Source organism: Streptomyces sp. NRRL WC-3742, assembly GCF_000720635.1.
GTDB lineage: Bacteria > Actinomycetota > Actinomycetes > Streptomycetales > Streptomycetaceae > Kitasatospora.
In genome coordinates this window covers 26,900-42,416 of record NZ_JOCF01000094.1, presented here as the reverse complement: position 1 = coordinate 42,416, position 15,517 = coordinate 26,900, and the positions used below count along the sequence as shown (strand labels likewise).

At 73.2% G+C, this 15,517-nt stretch carries 18 protein-coding genes and 1 pseudogene; 3 read left to right on the top strand and 16 right to left on the bottom strand.

What is annotated here, in order from left to right; genetic code table 11:
- Window positions 1-501: pseudogene (locus tag IH61_RS0136085) on the top strand (hypothetical protein); the annotation flags it as partial.
- A 257-nt stretch (window positions 502-758) separates the two neighbouring features.
- On the opposite strand, the gene IH61_RS0136080 reads toward IH61_RS0136085, so the two are convergent.
- The 12 genes from IH61_RS0136080 to IH61_RS50440 all read right to left on the bottom strand — a co-directional run bounded on the left by IH61_RS0136080 (window position 759) and on the right by IH61_RS50440 (window position 9,708).
- Window positions 759-1,061, bottom strand: a complete 303-nt coding sequence (locus IH61_RS0136080) for a DUF6087 family protein (RefSeq protein WP_031077861.1) — start codon at window positions 1,059-1,061, stop codon at window positions 759-761.
- A gap of 279 nt (window positions 1,062-1,340) precedes the next feature.
- Window positions 1,341-2,009 carry a hypothetical protein gene (locus IH61_RS0136075; RefSeq protein ID WP_031077859.1) on the bottom strand — a complete coding sequence of 223 codons (669 nt, stop codon included), beginning with the start codon at window positions 2,007-2,009 and terminating at the stop codon, window positions 1,341-1,343.
- A 92-nt stretch (window positions 2,010-2,101) separates the two neighbouring features.
- Window positions 2,102-3,100, bottom strand: coding sequence for an NRDE family protein (locus tag IH61_RS0136070; RefSeq protein WP_051838618.1), 999 nt, complete (start codon window positions 3,098-3,100; stop codon window positions 2,102-2,104).
- 14 nt (window positions 3,101-3,114) lie between these two features.
- A complete protein-coding gene (locus IH61_RS0136065; RefSeq protein ID WP_078911652.1) occupies window positions 3,115-3,654 on the bottom strand; it encodes an NUDIX domain-containing protein in 540 nt (179 codons plus the stop codon).
- Window positions 3,651-4,166 (bottom strand): NUDIX domain-containing protein, encoded by a 516-nt coding sequence (locus tag IH61_RS43550; protein WP_051838617.1) that lies wholly within the window; start codon window positions 4,164-4,166, stop codon window positions 3,651-3,653. Before IH61_RS43550 ends, IH61_RS0136065 begins: the two co-directional genes overlap by 4 nt.
- Window positions 4,167-4,170: 4 nt before the next feature.
- The gene (locus IH61_RS0136055; protein WP_031077851.1) at window positions 4,171-4,911 is read right to left on the bottom strand and encodes an aldo/keto reductase; all 741 of its coding nucleotides are present in this window, start codon (window positions 4,909-4,911) and stop codon (window positions 4,171-4,173) included.
- The gene (locus IH61_RS43545) at window positions 4,908-5,510 is read right to left on the bottom strand and encodes an AAA family ATPase (protein ID WP_051838616.1); all 603 of its coding nucleotides are present in this window, start codon (window positions 5,508-5,510) and stop codon (window positions 4,908-4,910) included. Before IH61_RS43545 ends, IH61_RS0136055 begins: the two co-directional genes overlap by 4 nt.
- Window positions 5,504-6,115 carry a 3'-5' exonuclease gene (locus tag IH61_RS0136045; RefSeq protein ID WP_031077846.1) on the bottom strand — a complete coding sequence of 204 codons (612 nt, stop codon included), beginning with the start codon at window positions 6,113-6,115 and terminating at the stop codon, window positions 5,504-5,506. Before IH61_RS0136045 ends, IH61_RS43545 begins: the two co-directional genes overlap by 7 nt.
- An 8-nt stretch (window positions 6,116-6,123) precedes the next feature.
- Window positions 6,124-7,299: a radical SAM protein gene (locus tag IH61_RS0136040; RefSeq protein ID WP_031077843.1), complete on the bottom strand. Its 1,176-nt coding sequence runs from the start codon at window positions 7,297-7,299 to the stop codon at window positions 6,124-6,126.
- A complete protein-coding gene (locus tag IH61_RS0136035) occupies window positions 7,296-7,817 on the bottom strand; it encodes a nucleoside-diphosphate kinase (RefSeq protein ID WP_051838615.1) in 522 nt (173 codons plus the stop codon). Before IH61_RS0136035 ends, IH61_RS0136040 begins: the two co-directional genes overlap by 4 nt.
- The gene (locus IH61_RS0136030) at window positions 7,814-8,833 is read right to left on the bottom strand and encodes a thymidylate synthase (RefSeq protein ID WP_234327485.1); all 1,020 of its coding nucleotides are present in this window, start codon (window positions 8,831-8,833) and stop codon (window positions 7,814-7,816) included. Before IH61_RS0136030 ends, IH61_RS0136035 begins: the two co-directional genes overlap by 4 nt.
- A 62-nt stretch (window positions 8,834-8,895) precedes the next feature.
- Window positions 8,896-9,708 carry an ATP-binding protein gene (locus IH61_RS50440; protein WP_420714052.1) on the bottom strand — a complete coding sequence of 271 codons (813 nt, stop codon included), beginning with the start codon at window positions 9,706-9,708 and terminating at the stop codon, window positions 8,896-8,898.
- A gap of 291 nt (window positions 9,709-9,999) precedes the next feature.
- Here IH61_RS50440 and IH61_RS0136020 point away from each other — a divergent pair, with 291 nt between their 5' ends.
- A complete protein-coding gene (locus tag IH61_RS0136020; RefSeq protein ID WP_031077837.1) occupies window positions 10,000-11,262 on the top strand; it encodes a hypothetical protein in 1,263 nt (420 codons plus the stop codon).
- Here the strand turns inward: IH61_RS0136020 and IH61_RS0136015 are convergent.
- Window positions 11,243-11,902: an HAD family hydrolase gene (locus IH61_RS0136015; RefSeq protein WP_031077835.1), complete on the bottom strand. Its 660-nt coding sequence runs from the start codon at window positions 11,900-11,902 to the stop codon at window positions 11,243-11,245. The genes IH61_RS0136020 and IH61_RS0136015 overlap by 20 nt on opposite strands.
- Between IH61_RS0136015 and IH61_RS49820 the strand changes: the two genes are divergently transcribed.
- Window positions 11,901-12,272, top strand: a complete 372-nt coding sequence (locus IH61_RS49820) for an aldo/keto reductase (protein WP_078911651.1) — start codon at window positions 11,901-11,903, stop codon at window positions 12,270-12,272. The two genes, IH61_RS0136015 and IH61_RS49820, sit on opposite strands and share 2 nt — an antisense overlap.
- Before the next feature lie 600 nt (window positions 12,273-12,872).
- On the opposite strand, the gene IH61_RS0136005 is transcribed toward IH61_RS49820, so the two are convergent.
- The 3 genes from IH61_RS0136005 to IH61_RS0135995 form a co-directional block, all read right to left on the bottom strand.
- Entirely contained in the window at window positions 12,873-13,964 is a 1,092-nt protein-coding gene (locus IH61_RS0136005) for a polyprenyl synthetase family protein (RefSeq protein WP_031077832.1), read from the bottom strand.
- A gap of 101 nt (window positions 13,965-14,065) precedes the next feature.
- A complete protein-coding gene (locus tag IH61_RS0136000; RefSeq protein WP_031077830.1) occupies window positions 14,066-14,362 on the bottom strand; it encodes a hypothetical protein in 297 nt (98 codons plus the stop codon).
- Window positions 14,363-14,557: 195 nt separating this feature from the next.
- A complete protein-coding gene (locus IH61_RS0135995; RefSeq protein ID WP_037973808.1) occupies window positions 14,558-15,226 on the bottom strand; it encodes a TetR/AcrR family transcriptional regulator in 669 nt (222 codons plus the stop codon).
- Window positions 15,227-15,517: the final 291 nt, after the last annotated feature.

Genomic DNA, 15,517 nt, shown 5'->3' with positions numbered 1-15,517 from the left:
ACCACCCCCGCCCCGGCGGCCCCCACCACCCACGGAGCCCCCGCCGCCACCGCCTTCGCCGACTGGGTCCCCTGCGACGCCATCGGCGCCGACCAGCAGGACGCCGCCAAACTGCGCCCCATGCTCCAGCGCAACGTCTGCCTGGGCGCCACGGTTCGCGAATGGACCACCCCCGACGGCACCCGCACCCAGATCCGCCTGCTGCGCTTCGCCTCCGCGGGCGAAGCCTGGGACGCCTACACCACCGTGCGCGCCCGCAGCGTGCCCAAGGCCGTCCCCGAGTCCGACACCATGTCCCTCAAGGACTGGGACAGCGTCGACGGCGTCACCCTCACCGCCCTCAACGGGCGCAAGAAGGCCGCCAAGGACCTGCCCACCGGCCGCCTGGCCTACCTGTGCGCCTCCGACGTCATGGGCGTGGTCACCATGACCAACCCCGACGGCGTCCCCCTCGCCTCCTTCCGCCAGGTCGCCACCCTCCAAGCCGACCTCCTGGGCTGAACACCCGCGCGTCATCCCGTTGTTGAGCAACAGCACCCGCCGTTCCCCACCGTCCACCCCCCACCCGCCTGCCGGCGGGTGCCCGCCCCCGGCCTGGCCGTGCGCCGCACGGCCAGGCCGGGTGGCACACCGGGACCGCACCGCACGCTCGCGCCGTCATGCCCCAGGCCGAGCTGGCGAAGCAGGAGTCCGAGCAGCAGAGGGCAACGCACCGGGGCCACACGGGGGAGGGGCCTCGCCGCGCTTCGGACCCGCAGTCAGTCCTTGCGGTGCCGCCCGCTCCCCTTGCGCAGCAGCGCAACGGGGGTGTCGTCCTGCGGCGGAGCGAAGTCGGCGCCGCGCCGGACGATGACCGGGTACGCCTCCGAGTAGTTCTCGGCCACACCGACCGGCTGCCATTGGGCCCCGTCCCATTCGACGACCAGACGGGGCGTGTCCTCGAGGAGGCATCTGCGGGCGTCGGGGTCGAGGGCTATGGCATCGCGCGTGCCCGCCGGCCGGTATCGGCTGCGTCGGGCGGTGTACCAGGCGGACACGCTCTCCTCGTCGGGGTCGAGCACCGTTGCCCACCTCTCCTTCGCCGTCCCCCAGAGGCTAGTGGCCGAGCCTGCCCGGTGGTGGGAGCCAACAGGGCCTTCCGCCAGGTCGTCACCCTCCAGGCCGACCTCCCGGCCCGGCCCCGGGGCGAACGCCCGTGCGTGGCCTCCATGTTGAGAAGTCTCGCCGCCGTTCCCCACCGCCCACCCCCACCCGCCTGCTCCGTCCGGGGCCCGGCGGGCTTCGCCGGGCGCCGGACCACCGCCCGGGGCAGGGGCGGCTGGGCGGCCGTGGCCGGGCGGCTACTTGCTTCCCGGCGTCCACTTCATGCCGAGCCGGTAGGCCCGGGAGATCGCGTCGTGGATGATCGGGCCGTCCTTGGGGGTGAACCACCTCACCTCGCGCCCGACGACGAGTTCGCCCTTCTGCCGCTTGATCAGAGCGATCGCACATGCGTGTGCCTGCGGCGGGCACTCGTCGAGACGCACCTCGAACCGGTCGCCGCGGTCGGAGGTGAGGGTCACCACCGCGTCGAGGCCGCGGAAGTCCCCGGACCCGCCGTAGATGTAGACGAAGAGCAGCAGCTTGGAGAACTCGGCCTGGTGATCCAGATTGATCACGAGGTTCTCGCCCGCTGCCTGCGCCCCGGTCCGGTCGTCCCCGTCCAGCGCGACGTACGGGAAGCGATTCACCGCGCCGAACGCATTGCCCAGCGCCTGGACGACGGTCTTGCTGCCGTCACTGAACCTGATCATGCAGCCGAGGTCGAGGTCCACGTCCTTGGTGGTTCCCGCTCGCAGCGAGGCCCGCATCTTCTGGAACAGCCCTCGCGGTTCCCTGGCCCCCTGTTGGGCGGAGTCCTGGGGTGAGGTCCAGTTCAAGTTGACCCGGATGAGACCGGATGTCACACCGTGCTTGTCCAGGGAGACGGTGGGAGACGCCTTCGTCAGGACTACTTTGCCGGAGGCCATAGGGGGCAGCACCTTTCCGGGAGAACGGAATCAGGGCAGTGGGGGCTTCCGGGACCTGAGGCCCGGGGCCCCGGGGCTGAGCTTGGTGGACATCAAAGCCCCGGCCCGTTCCGGCGGGATCGACGTTCGCTGATTCGTGATCGCCCTGTCACCGGATCGCTCTCCGTGCAGGCGGGTGGTGCGGACAGCCGCCCCTGCGAAGAGCCTGCACATCGATCCTGCTGCAGGAGGTGCTGCCCGGGTGGGTGCTGGTCGTCGTGGCGGTTGACTGCGGTGCAAGGAGCGGTCCAGCGCCGCACGGGCCTCGGCTCCAGAACGACCCGGGGCGAGAGTCCGGAGTCGGAGTCGGAGACGGCGCCGAAGTCGTACCGTACCTGCTGATGAGCGAGGGCGAGCAGGGAGAGCGACACCGCCCCCCAGGCCCGGCCGCTCGACGACTCCAGACGACGTATCAGCGCTGCCGGATCGTCAACCGGGAGACCGTCGCCGCACGCAATCGGCAGCCACTGGCCCCACGCGTCGTCCGGCCGTCCGCCGAGTGGCTCAGGGCGCTCAACCGCTCGCAGCCGTGCCCGGAAGTGTGTTGCCCGGGCGGCCATCGTCGCGCGGATGTGGTGCGGGCAGGGCTGGGCACCCGCCCGGCCGTCCACGCCGTCGTTGAGGACGACGCTCAGACCGGCGGGCAGTTCGTGGTCTTCGAGGCTGTTGCCGGTCCAGCTCGTCACCCGCACCCCGGAGGGCCTGGCGACGATCAGGTGGAACGGGTCGTAGCACTCCAGCCGGAGGCTGTTGACCGGCCGGCCGCCGACGGCGATGAGGGGCAGCCCACCCCGGGAGAGTCGTTGCCGCGGGGAAGCGGTTCGGCCGAACCCGTTGAGCAGGCAGGCCGCCACCGGCTCGGCACCGGCCCCGGTGGCGACGGCAAGCCAGGCACCGCCGCCGCCCAGGTCCAGGCCGCCGACGACATCGGGCTGCTCCGGCCAGTGGAGGCCGGGCGGTAGCCATCTGCGGTCGGTATATTCGTCCCGGACGGAGAGCAGGAGCACCGGCGCCGCCGAGTCCGGCGCGATGCTGACGAACGCCGTGCACACGTTGCCTCGCCTTCCTAGCTCGTGGGGTTCTCCAGGTGGCGGGCGGCCATCAGGATGCCCAGCGACGCGCCCGCCGCCAGAGTGAGCCGGCCGCCGTACGCGGCCTCAACCGCCTCCGCCAGGTTCCACCACTCCAAGGTCATCCCGGCCTCCGAGCCGGTCAGCTCCTGCTGCCCGTACGTCAGGCCGGTCGCCAGGAAGACGTGCAAGCGGGAGGTGTGACGGGTCAGCAGGGCGACGCTGCCCAGCGGCGTCCAGGTGCGGGCGGTCAGCCCGGCCTCCTCGCGCAGCTCCCGACGCCCGGCGGCCAACGGGTCCTCGCCGGGCTCGACGGTGCCTCCCGGCGGGGTGACGACCTCGCCGTGGACGTAGGTGACCGAGCGGACCATGCCGATCCGGCCGTTCTCGCCCACCGGAACGATCAGCGCGCCGTCCGGCAGCTCGGTCACCCATACCTCGTCCGGCTGCCCGTCCGGCCGGGTCACCCGGTCGCGGTGGACGGCCATACGGGACGCGGCGAACACCGTCTCGCGGCCGTGCTGCCGCCAGATCACATCGGCCTGCCGCAGTGCAGGACGATCTGCTGCTCGTGCGCGAAGGCGGCGACCAGCGCGGTCAGCCGGCCGTGCATCGTGGGCGACACCTGGCCCTCCCAGTCGGATAGTTGATGGAACTGGTGGTCGTCGTGCTCGTCGGAGAGGGCGATCGAGTCGACCTGCTCCCAGGTGAGCGGCCCGGTGGAGAAGAAGTAGCTGCTGACCGGCGGCCAGCCCTCGGCAGGCGGGACGAAGTCCACGCCGACCGGGACCAGCGGCTCGGCCAGGTGCAGGCCGGTCTCCTCCAGCGCCTCCCGCCACGCACCCTTCGCCGGGGCCTCGCCCTCGCGCAGGAGCCCGCCCGGCGCCCACCAGCGCTGCGGCCAGCCCTTGGCGGCCCGGCCCTCGCTGGAGGAGTCGTGCAGGAGCAGCAGCCGCCCCTCCGGGTCGAAGAGCAGCACGCTGGCGCTGTGCAGAGCCCGGGGCAGCGTCCGGACGAACTCCTCCCGGGGCATCCAGGTCTTCGCCACCGGGTCAGCTCGCCGACGAGAACAGGGCGAGCAGGTGCTCCGGGTCGGCGGTTCCGGGGATCGGCGCCACGTGCGGCCCGAGGTCCAGCAGCCACCGCAGCGCCTTGTCCGGGTCGAGCTTGCCGGCGTTCAGCGGCCGGTACGGCACGTACGGGATGCCGCGGGTCCGGCAGTGATCCACCGCCGGGTCGTCCGGCTCGGTGACGTTGAGGACGTTCTGAACCGCGGCGACGGGCACCACCGCGGCGGCCTCCTCGATCTGCTCGACCGTCACCTTCGACAGGCCGATGGCGCCGATCTTGCCCTCGGACCGCATGTCCTCCAGTTCGCCGACCTGCTCGGCAAGCGGCACCGCGGGGTCCACTCGGTGCAGGTAGCACAGGTCGATCCGCTCGGCGCCCAGGCGGCGCAGGGACGCCTCGGCGGCGGCGCGCAGGTACGCGGGGCGCCCGAGCGGCTTCCACACGTTCGGGGCGGGCCGCACCATGCCGACCTTCGTGGCCACCAGCAGCTGCGCCGGATAGGGGTGCAGCGCGCGGCGGACCACCTCCTCGACGGTGTGCGGGCCGTAGGCATCGGCGGTGTCGATGTGCAGGACGCCCAGATCGTGCACAGCGGTGCGCAGCAGGGCGACGGCCTGCGCCGGATCGGCGGGGTCACCCCAGGTGCCGGGGCCGGTCAGGCGCATGGTGCCCAGGCCCAGGCGGGGGACCGGCTTGCCCGCGATGGTGATGGTCTCGCTCACGCCTTCGCCTCCCAGGCGACGGTGATCGCCTCGACGGCCATCTCGACGGTCTCCGCGTGGCCGTCGTTGGGCACCGGGACATACGGGACGCTGTGCGCCTTCAAGGCGCGGTGCAGCTGCTCGTCCACGCCCGCGCGGAACGCGGCGTCGGTCCAGTCGGGGTCCTTGCCCGGGTGCTGGGCCAGCGGCAGCGCCGGGTCCAGCACGGTGGCCAGGAACACGGCCGGCCGGGGGCTGGCCAGCTGCGCCATGCCGGTGAGGCGGGACAGCTCCTCGGGGTCGGGCCGCCCGTCGCGGTGCCGGAGCGCGGCCAGGTAGTAGGCGAGGGCGTCGAACGGGGTCCGGTCCACGATCACCACGTCGGCGCCGAGTTCGGCTTCCAGCGCGGCGGCGCAGGTGGAGCTGATGATCCAGGCGGTGGACTCGAAGGTGTGCCGGGTCATCTTCGGGAACCCGAGCCCGGCGGCCCGCTTCGCGAAGCCCCCGGTGCGGGCGACGGTGAGGCCGGTGGAGCGCAGCTCCATCTCGATGCGCCGGGCCAGGGTGGTCTTGCCGGTCGAGTGCGTACCGGCGATGTAGAGGCGGACGGGTTTCACCACAGTGTCGGTTCCTCCGGTTTCGGCGCAGGCAGGGCGGCGCCGGGCAACCCGGGCGGGACCGCGGCAGCGGTCAGCGCGTCCCAGGTGTCGTAGCGCCCGGCGAGGTCGAGCAGCAACAGGGCGGTGGCGTAGGCGTCGTAGGCGGCGCGGTGGCGCTGGCCGGGGACGGCCGACAGGTCGATGCCGGTCATGGCGATCAGCGCGTCGAGGCTGTAGCCGCCGGCCTTCGGGTAGGTGGCTCGGGCCAGTCGCAGGGTGTCGAGCACCCCGGCGGGCTTCCAGCCGGGCATGTGCCGCAGCAGCACGCCGTAGTCCACGTGGGCGTTGTGCGCGCAGACCCACGCGCCCTCCAGGTCCGCGTGCACGCGCGGACCGATCTCCTCCCAGGTCGGCGCGTCGGCGACGTCCTGGTTGCGGATTCCGTGCACCCGCCGCGCGAACGGAGTGATCGGGTGGGGCGGGCGGAGCAGGACGGAGCGGACGGACGACGGCACCAGGGCCCCGTTCTCCACGGGGACGGCCGCGACCTCGACCAGGTCCGGCGGCTGGGCGCCGTTGCCCTCCACGTCCACGACGAAGATGCGGGGCCAGGTGCCGAAGTCCATGGGTGCTCCTACGTGTTGTCGGCCCAGCCGATCTCGGCCCGGCCGTGGCGGCGGTGGCGGTGCGGCTTGTCACGGTCGTGGACCTGGTAGCCGAAGCCGTGCTGGAGGAAGTAGCGCGGCGGCTCGTTCAAGCCCTGGACGATGATGGCGCGTTCGTCCACCTCAACGTCCCCGACCGCCCCGAGAGCACGGGCCTGCTCGGTCGCCTCCTCCAGCGTGGGGGCCTGCCAGGCGTCGCGGCACAGACCCAGCTGCGCGACCGGGCAGATGTCGCACAGCTCGCGGATGCCGTAGTGCCCGTTGTAGTCGGGCACCTTGTGGGCGTACGCGACGCCGCAGCTGGTCTTGCGGAACAGCGGCCCGTACGGCTCGCCCCGGTCGTCGGGGCGGCGGAAGGCGTCGAGGATGCGCCGCTCGGACTCCTCCGGCATGATCTTGCGCCGGGCGGTGTCCGAGTACGGCAGCGGAAGCCCGTGGTCGGCGTAGTACCCGGCGATCTCCTCGCGGAAGAAGAGGCCGGTGAACACCGTCGCGTCGGCGTGCCTCGACAGCTCCAGGGCACGCTGGATGTGGGTGTCGGAGTCGTTGAGGCCGGGGACGATCGGGCGCCAGTACAGCACGGTGCGGTAGCGCTCGGCGTGCTGGTGGAGGGTCCGGAGGCTGGCGGCGGCGATGTTCGAGTCCACCGGCTCGATACCCGGGTGGTCGATGCCGGAGTGCGTGACCAGCATCGTCAGCCGCAGGTTGCGGAAGCTGTTCAGCACCGCGCAGTCCTGCGGCGTGACACGCCACCGGGTGATGACCAGGACGTGGTTGGTGAGGCCCTGTTCGTCGAGCAGCCGCAGCGTGTTGAAGGTGTGCGGCTTGACGACCGCCAGCATCGGGTCCGTCGCCCGGTTGAAGATCTGGATCGGCGTGCGGTGCGGGCGGAAGTACCGGTGACCGGTCAGCAGTTCCACCGCCGCTTCGTCACTCATCAGCGCCCGGGGCGTCTTGAGCTCGAAGTTGCCGAACAGGTGCCGCACGCAGTACCCGCAGTCCAGCGGGCACCCGACGATGTGGTTCAGGCTCAGGCCCGACTTGCGGTATTCGATGACCTCGGCCAGCTCCGGCTTGAGCCCCGCGGTCTGCTCGGGGGTCAGCAGGGGCAGCGGCCGCCGGGCCCCGGGGGTGGTGGTCGTCATCGGTGTTCCTCCTTGATCTCCAGTAACCGGTGCCGGCCGGCACCGAACCAGGTCCCGAAGTCCCTGCGGGCGGCGCGGGCGTGGTCAGAGGTATGGACCAGGTTCTCCACCAGGCGCTGCTGCGCCCTGGCGGCGGTGAGGCTGTCGTCGCCGAGGTCGGCGCGGATCGTGCCCGCCTCGGCCTGCGTCGGGTCGAAGTGCCCCAGCAGTGCGCGCAGCCGCTGGGGGGTTCCCGGTGCGCCGTGGGCGAGCGCCACGACGACTGGCTTGCCCACGTAGGTGCTGCGCAGGCAGACGGGAACGTCCACCTCGAAGAGGTCCTGGCCGACCAGCAGGTCCCAGTAGTGGACGTGGATCTGCCAGTCCTGCACGACGACCTGTCGCTGGTGGACGATCCGCGCGGCGCGCTCCAGCCGGGCCAGTACCTGATCGGTCAGGCCCCGGCGCAGGCAGTCCGGCTTGAGGAGCACCACGCTCCAGCGGGACCAGTCGACGCCGCTCAGCGCGTTGCCCCTCACCCGGCGGCCCCGACCCGAGCCGGCCAGCGCCGCTCGAACTGCCAGCGGGCGCCGGGCTCCAGCGCGTCGAGCAGCTGCGGATCGACGTCGTCCGCCGGGCAGTGGACGATCTGCCTGTGCGCCTCGAACAGCAGCAGCACGCGCTGCCAGTACCGGGGCAGGTCCAGCTCGGCGACGTCCCTCGGGGTGTACTGAACCTGGTTGGTGCGCAGCAGCGCCTCGTGCTCCAGTACCGTGCGGATGTGCTTCAACGTGCTGGTGGCGGGCATCACCGGGGCGATGAAGCGCGGCGGTGCGTCGGGGCTCACGAACTCGGCCTCCTCCAGCACCTTGCCCGCGCGCTCCAGGTCCTGGAGGCCGACGTGCATCGAGCCCACGTGGTGGGTGTAGGAGCCCAGGCGCAGCCCGAGCAGCGCGGCGGCGAACTCCTGGATCAGGGTGAAGGAGTAGACGTCGCAGACCATGCCGCGATTGGCGTCGTTGGCCCGCATGTAGGTGACCATGTGTAGGTGGCCGTCGCGGGCCAGCAGGTGGAGGCCGGCCAGGCACGGCAGGTCGGGGTGGCCGATCTCGTCGAGGTCCCGGGTCTCGAAGGCCGGCATGTAGGCCCGCTTGCTGTCCTTCTCGGCGCGCAGCAGCGCCAGCGCCTGCTCGAACGCCGAAGGCATCCCGCCCAGCCGGGGGGCGAAGATCCGCGCCCCGTAGGACGAGCCCTCGATCGTCGTGCCGTTGCGCGAGTCGGCCCGGCGGCGGTTGGCGTAGTGCCCGATCAGGTCGAGGTTGCGCATGCCGCCCAGGTACCAGAGCGCTTCCGCGTGGTGGTACACGGGGTTGACCGGCCGGCTCGTCAGGTACAGGGCGCGCCGGCGGGGGTCGGTGAGCCGGAAGCTCGCGCCGATGATCTCCCGACTGTCGTTGCCACGAGCCGAGTTGACGAACTCATGGTTCTGGGTGACGTGCTTCAGTACGGCGGCGTAGGCGCGCTGGAAGGAAGGGAAAACGGCGGGGGCGATCACACTGAACTCCGCTTCTCTGGAGTAGCTGTGGAAGAAAGGAAGGAGCCGATGGAGCTCGGCACCTACCAGAGGGCCCGGTCTGGGACGGTGGTCGCCGCGGCCGGGGAGCAACGCGCCGGGGACCTTTGTCCGGGCGGGGGCCCGGTCTCAAGGGGGGAAGGCCGGGCCGTGCACCGGAGGCCCAATTCGTCAACGGGCCACCGGGATCGGCCGATCCTGCGCCCCGACGGGCGCGGTCCGGTTCGCGGCAGGCGCGGCAGGCGCGGCACCGGTCGGAGCGGCAGCACGGTGCCCTGGCGCGACCCGCCCTCGCCGGGCGGGTGCTGCGGGGCCCGGCAGCGACCGGGCCTTCTACGGCCGGACCGTCGTGCCGCCCATATTCGCTCCGGCGCCACCGGGCCCGGCGGCGCCGACACCGCCGCCCGGCGCCGCTGCGTCCGCGCGGCGACACGCAGGCCCGTCACCACGGCCAGGCCCGGGCCAGGCAGGTCGAACTCGGCCCATACCGACTTCCCGCCCTCGGCAAGGGAGTCGACGCCGAACCGGTCCGCCACGGCCAGGACGAGCGCGAGCCCACGGCCTCCGACGGCCTCCCCGTCCGCCGCCCGCAACTCGGGCCGTTCGGACCCGGGATCACTGACGCACACCCGCAACGCACAGTCCCCGGTGAGCCCCATCGCCGCGTCCAGCACCACACCCGGCTGGCCGCCCCCGCAGCCATGAACGACCGCATTCGTGGCCAATTCGGACAGCACAAGCCTCACGTCATTCACAAGACCGTCCAACTCCAGTGGATCCAAGCCGAGTTCTGACACCGCCTGCTGCGCCCAGCGGCGGACGGAGCCGATGCTCACCTGGTTGGCCGGGAACCCCATCGTGACGGTTCGTGATCTCGGTTCCATGGGGAGCCTCACTCGCTCGGGGTCGGACAGGGTCTCTGGGATGCCGACGGGAGTCGCCGACCTCCCGGCATGCGGAATCCCGCTGTCGGTGATCGCACGCTTGCGTTCGGTGACGCTGGTAATCGTCGCCGCCGCGGCCAGCGCCATGAAGGGCTTGCAGAGGACTCATGGAGGACTTCTTTGGCGGCAAAGGGTCCAGGTGAGTCCCTAGAGAGTCCTCGCCGTCATAGAGTTGACTCACCATCGGCTCGCGCGGAGGACCGTATGCCCAACATCGCGCTCAAGGCGGCCCGTCAGGCCGCCGGCTACACCACGCAGCAGGCCCTCGCTGACGCCCTCACTAAAGCGGCACGCCAGCTCGGCCTGCGCGGATTCGAGGTCGGCGTCCGCCAGATCCGCCGCTGGGAGTCCGACGCCCCGCCATGGCCGGGTGAGGACAGCCAGCGCCTCCTCGTCCACGTACTCCACCTGCCGGTCGAGAGCCTCGGCTTCCGCCCTCCCTGGGACAGATCGCAAAGCGCCCCGCATGCCCTTCCCGTGCCGGCGCCCGCCGTCCCGGTGACGCTGCGTGGTTCACTGCCGCGACCCCACGGCGTCGCCGGGGCCCAGCCCGGAACGGTCGGCGCGGACTACGCCGTCGTCACCGAGGCCCACCGGCGCCTCTACCTCTCCGTCGCCCCCGCCACCCTCCACCGGGCGGTGACCGAGCATGCCGCGCTCGGCAGCGCGCTCCTCGGCGAGACGTCCGGCGTGGCGCGGCACGTCCTCGCCGCCGCTCTCGCCGAGTCGCTTCTCCTCCTGGCGCGGATCGAGTTCTTCGACCTGCGGCAGCCGGACAGCGCCGATACGACGCTCGTGTGCGCACTGCAGGCGGCGGGCGAAGCGGGCGACAGCCTGCTCGGCGCCGCCATCCTCGCCCACAGTGCGTTCGTCCCGGGCTGGGCCGGGCGCCTGCCGGAGGCCCGCGAGCGGATGCAGGCCGCCCGGGCGTACACCCGCAGGGCTCCCGCCGTCGCGGGCGAGGTACTCGCCTGGCTGGACGCGGTCGAGGCCGAATGCCTCACCCGCAACGGCGACCAGCGCGGCGCGCTGGCCCTCCTGCGGCACGCCGAGGACGTGCTCGCGGCCGGCGGCACCACACCGGCGCCCGAGTGGTTCACCTGGTTCTCGGCCGCGCGGCTGCGGGCCTTTCGCGGAAACACGGAACTGACCGCCGGGCTCATCCCCCAGGCGCGCACGACCTTGGAACAGGTGCTCGCCGAACTGCCGCAGACCGACGGCAAGCAGCGTGTCGTCGTACTCGGCGACCTGGCCGCCGTCGAGGCGGCGGCCATGCGCCCCGAGCAGGCGTGCGCGCTCCTGGAGCAGGCCCTCGACCAGCTCGCGGCCACCTGGTACGCCACCGGCATGGACCGGGTGCGCGAAGCCCGCCGGGCGCTCGCCCAGTGGCAGGACACGGCGGTGGTGCGGGCCGTGGACGACCGGCTGTACTCCTGGTCGGCGACGCTCAACTCGCTGCAGCGTTGAACTCGGCGATCAGCTTCGGCAGTTCCACCAGTGAGTCGATGCGCATCGTCGCCTGCCCGGCGGCCGGGTCGTGCTGCTGGATCCAGCCCCACGGCCCGCGACGGATCAGGGCCGTGCGCATCCCGGAGCGGGCGGCGGGCAGGACGTCGTTGTCGAGCCGGTCGCCGACGTAGAGGATCTCGTGCGGCGCGGCCGGTACGGCCTCGGCGAGGCGGGTGAAGAACGCCGGGTCCGGTTTGCTGGCACCCCAGTCGTCGGAGGTGGCGATCAAGTCGACGTCACCGGTGAACAGTTCACGCAGGATGGCGCCGGCCCGCACCGTCTGGTTCCCGGCGACCGCCAGCCACAGGCCGTCCGCGCGCAGCCGGGCGAAGGCGTCCCGGACGTCGGGGTAGAGGTCGTCCTCGCCGAACGTCTCGGGCCGCCCCGCGGCCGCCCGCTTCTCGCGCTCCTCGTACAGGTCGAAGCCGGGCCTGAAGACCTGGAACGTCTCCCGGTAGTCGAGCCCGCGCGCGATCGTCGCGCCGAACTGCGCCACGAAGGTGTGCCTGGGCACCCCGAGCCAGTCGGCCCAGGTACCGTACTCCCGGGTCTCGTCGACCAGGCACTCACCGACATCGAACACCACAGCGCGAATCATGTCCGCAGCCTATCGGCGTGAGGACGTCCTTTCCGCGTCCTCACGAAACGACGGGTCAACGCCCAGCGAGCCGGGACGCCGCCTGCCCCGGTTCGCCCCGCCGCCGGGCGAGCTGGGGCACACTGCGGCCCAGGTGGCGCTGGCCTGGACGCTGGGGAAGCCGGGCGTGACGAGCACGCTGCTCGGCGCCCGCACCCCCGCCCAGCTGGAGGACAACCTGGGCGCCCTGGCGCTCGAGCTGACGGACGCCCAAGTGGCCCGGCTCGACGCGGCGGGCGCGATCACCCTGGGCCAGCCGCACGACCTGCTGGCGGGCGAGCCCATCCGCCAGGTGACCACGGGCGGCCTGCGGATCGAGGCCCGCCGCTGACGGGAGCCGGCGGGCGCGGGCCGGTGCCGCCGGACCTGGTCGCCGTGGGGGTCGGGACCGGCGTCCATCCGCTGCCCGCCGGCGCCGACCCGGCCCGGCGGCTCGACGGTGGCCGCCGACTGCGCCTTCGGCACCTCCCCCGCGCTGCCGGGCAGGCAGCGCACGAGCGGGACCCCCGAACGAGTTTGTCGCCCGGTGGACCTGCCGCAGACACGCAACAGCGGTACACGGCAGTGGGACCGGCGCCGGCGGCGAGGCCCCCAGAGGTTGGCGGGGCGCCCCGACGTGCAGGCCGCCAAGGGCGCCGGCCCGGCGGTGTCGCCGCGCGGGTGGGGTGATGCGGGGCCCCCGTGGGGGTGGTTCGGGTGCGAGCGGGGCTCGGGGCGGGCTGTCGTGCGCCGGAACTCCCGGGGCCTGCCGTCCGGATGACGACCTGTTGCCTCGACCCTCGAGCTGTGGAGCACCGTTGCCCGGACAGTCCCGGCAGCCCCGCGTTGCCGCCGCCCGCGCTCCTGGCGCACCTGCCCGCCGCCACCTGACGCGGCCGGGCCCGCCCGCCGCCACCGCCGTCACCGTCACCGGTGCCGGTGCCGGTGACGGTCAGTGGTCGCGGGCCACGCTCCAGGCGGGCAGGTGCTCGAAGAACGCCACCGCCTCCTGCCGCCAGCGGCCCCGCCACGCGGCGGCCTGGCGCGCAGCCCGGTGGGCGTGGCGGCGGGCGTCGTCCCGCAGGGTCCGGTCGATGTCGTGGGTGCGGGCGATGCGGCGGACGCGTTCCAGGGTGTCCCCGTCGAAGGCCGGGTCCGCCAACGCGGCGTCCAGGACGGCGCGTTCGGCCGGGTTCGCGGCGGCGAGCAGGGCGCGTACGGCGTAGCTGCGCCGGCCGGCGCGCAGGTCGGAGCCGCAGGGCTTGCCCAGGCGGGCCGGGTCGCCGAACAGGTCGAGCCGGTCGTCGTGGATCTGGTTGGCGGTGCCCAGGGCGGTGGCGTAGGCGCGCAGTTCGCCGTCGTGCTCGGCGGGGTCGGCGCCGGCGGCGAGCAGGCCCAGGCGCAGCGGGGCGAGGACGGAGTAGCGGGTGGACTTGAACTCGGTGACAGTGTGCAGGAGTTCGAGGTCGGGGTCGGGGTGGAAGTCGCGTTCCAGGTCGAGGATCTGCCCGGTCACGGTGGCGGCCGCGGCGTCGGCGTGGACGGCGGCCATCTCCAGGGCGCAGGCGGGCGGCAGGGCGGCGGTGAGCAGGACGCGCACCGACAGGAAGGCCGCCAGGTCGCCGGCGAGGACGGCCAGGGCCAGGGCGGTGTCGGGGCGGTCGGGGAACTGGTCGCGGTAGGCGTAGTAGGTGGAGGGGCCGGCGCGGCGCACGGGTGCGTCGTCGATGATGTCGTCGTGGATCAGGCCGTGGGTCTGCAGCAGTTCGATGGCGACGGCGGCCTCCTGAAGCCCGCTCACCTCCTCGCCGGTGACCAGGGCGGCGGCCTCGTGCAGCAGCACCACCCGCAGGCGCTTGCCGCCGCGCAGCGACAGCTCGCGCACCAGGTCGAGCGCGCGGGCGGGGAACGCGCCGTACGGCGGGGTCTGCAGGGCGCCGCCGGCGGGGTCGGTCAGGGAGTCGAAGTACGCGGCGAAGTGCGCTTCGAAGCGGCGCTGGTGGCCGGCGGCGCGCTGCAGGGCGGCGGTGAGGGCATCGTTCACCTGGCAAGACTTCCACACGCCGCCGCCCCCAAGGCCCGCAGGTCGCAGCGCCCGCAGGCCGTAGCCCGCAGCACTCGCAGCACCCGCAGGCCGTCAGGCGCTCAGGAGTCGTCGATCGGCACCCCGACCTTCCAGCGCGTGCCGGTGAACGGCGGGTCGGTGGTGGGCGCCAGGCCCACCGTGCCGTCGCCGGTGCGCCCGTCGAGGAAGCGGTTGCCCGGGGCGTCGCCCTGGCAGACCAGGGTGACGACGCCCTCGAAGCCGCCGTTCATCTGCCACCGCGTCCCGCTGAACGGCTCGCCGGAGTGCGGGGCCAGGCCCACCGACCCGTCGCCGGTGCGCCCGTCGAGCAGGCGCGGGCCCTGGACGGTTCCCAGGCAGGTGATCAGGACGTTCATGACCGGCTCCCTTCCGTCGCCGCCGCGTGGCGGTGACCTGGGCCGAAGGGGGCGCGGTCGAGGAGGCGCGATGAGGCGCGATGCCCCTGTTGCCAATCTGCGCCCGCCGCCGGGGCGGGTCAAACGCGCCGCCCCGCCCCGGCCCGGCCGTACGCCCGCGGCCCGCACCCGGTTGTACGGCCCGCCCGCGGCCCGTCAGGCGGCCCGGTAGGCCCGCAGGAACGCCGCCACGCCGCCGGTGATCTGGCGCCGCGTCTCCTCCTCGGGCAGTGCCAGCACCCCGTAGTGCGTCAGCTGCACGATCGAGTGCGAGGTCAGCGCCATGAAGTGCGCCGCCGCCAGCGCCGCGTCCCCGTGCACGTCGAGCAGCCCGGCGCCGGCCAGGGCGGCCATCGCCTGGGCGAGCGCGCGCCCCACCGGGCCCGGTCCGGCCTCGCGCCACGCCTGCAGCACCTCCTGCGGCACGTGGTCGGCCTCGGCGTGGATGTGGCGCACCAGCGCGAAGTGGTCCGGGTGCTCGGCCATCAGCGCGACGAAGGCCCGCGCCAGGGCGACCAGGTCGCGCTCCAGGTCCTGCGGCGCCGGCGGGTGCTCGGTGTCCAGCAGGGCGCCCAGGCGGGCGATCTGGGCGTCGCGCACCTCGCCGGAGGTCCACGACACCACCGTACGGAACAGCTCGGCCTTGCCGCCGGGGAAGTGGTTGTAGAGCGTGCGGGTGGAGACGCCCGCCGCCGCGGCCAGCGCGTCGACGGAGGCGCGCGCGTAGCCCTCGCGGCCGAAGACGGCGCAGGAGGCGCTCGCGATCGCCGTCCGCCTGGCCAGCGCGCGCGGCGACAGCCCGGCGGCCTCGTTGCTGCTGCTCACCGTGAACCCCTCTCAAGAATTACAACGAGCGTTGCACTTTTTACAACGCACGTTGTACTTTACCGGAGGAGCGGCCGGGACCACCGGCCGACCGCCGCAGGAGGGGAATCCGCCATGCCCGACACCACCGCCACCGCCACCACCACCGACGCCGACACCACCGCCACCACCACCGACGCCGACACCACCGCCACCACCACCGACGCCGACACCACCGCCACCGCCACCACCACCGACGCCGACACCACGGACGCTGCTGCCACCGCCGCCACCACGGACGCCGCCGCCACC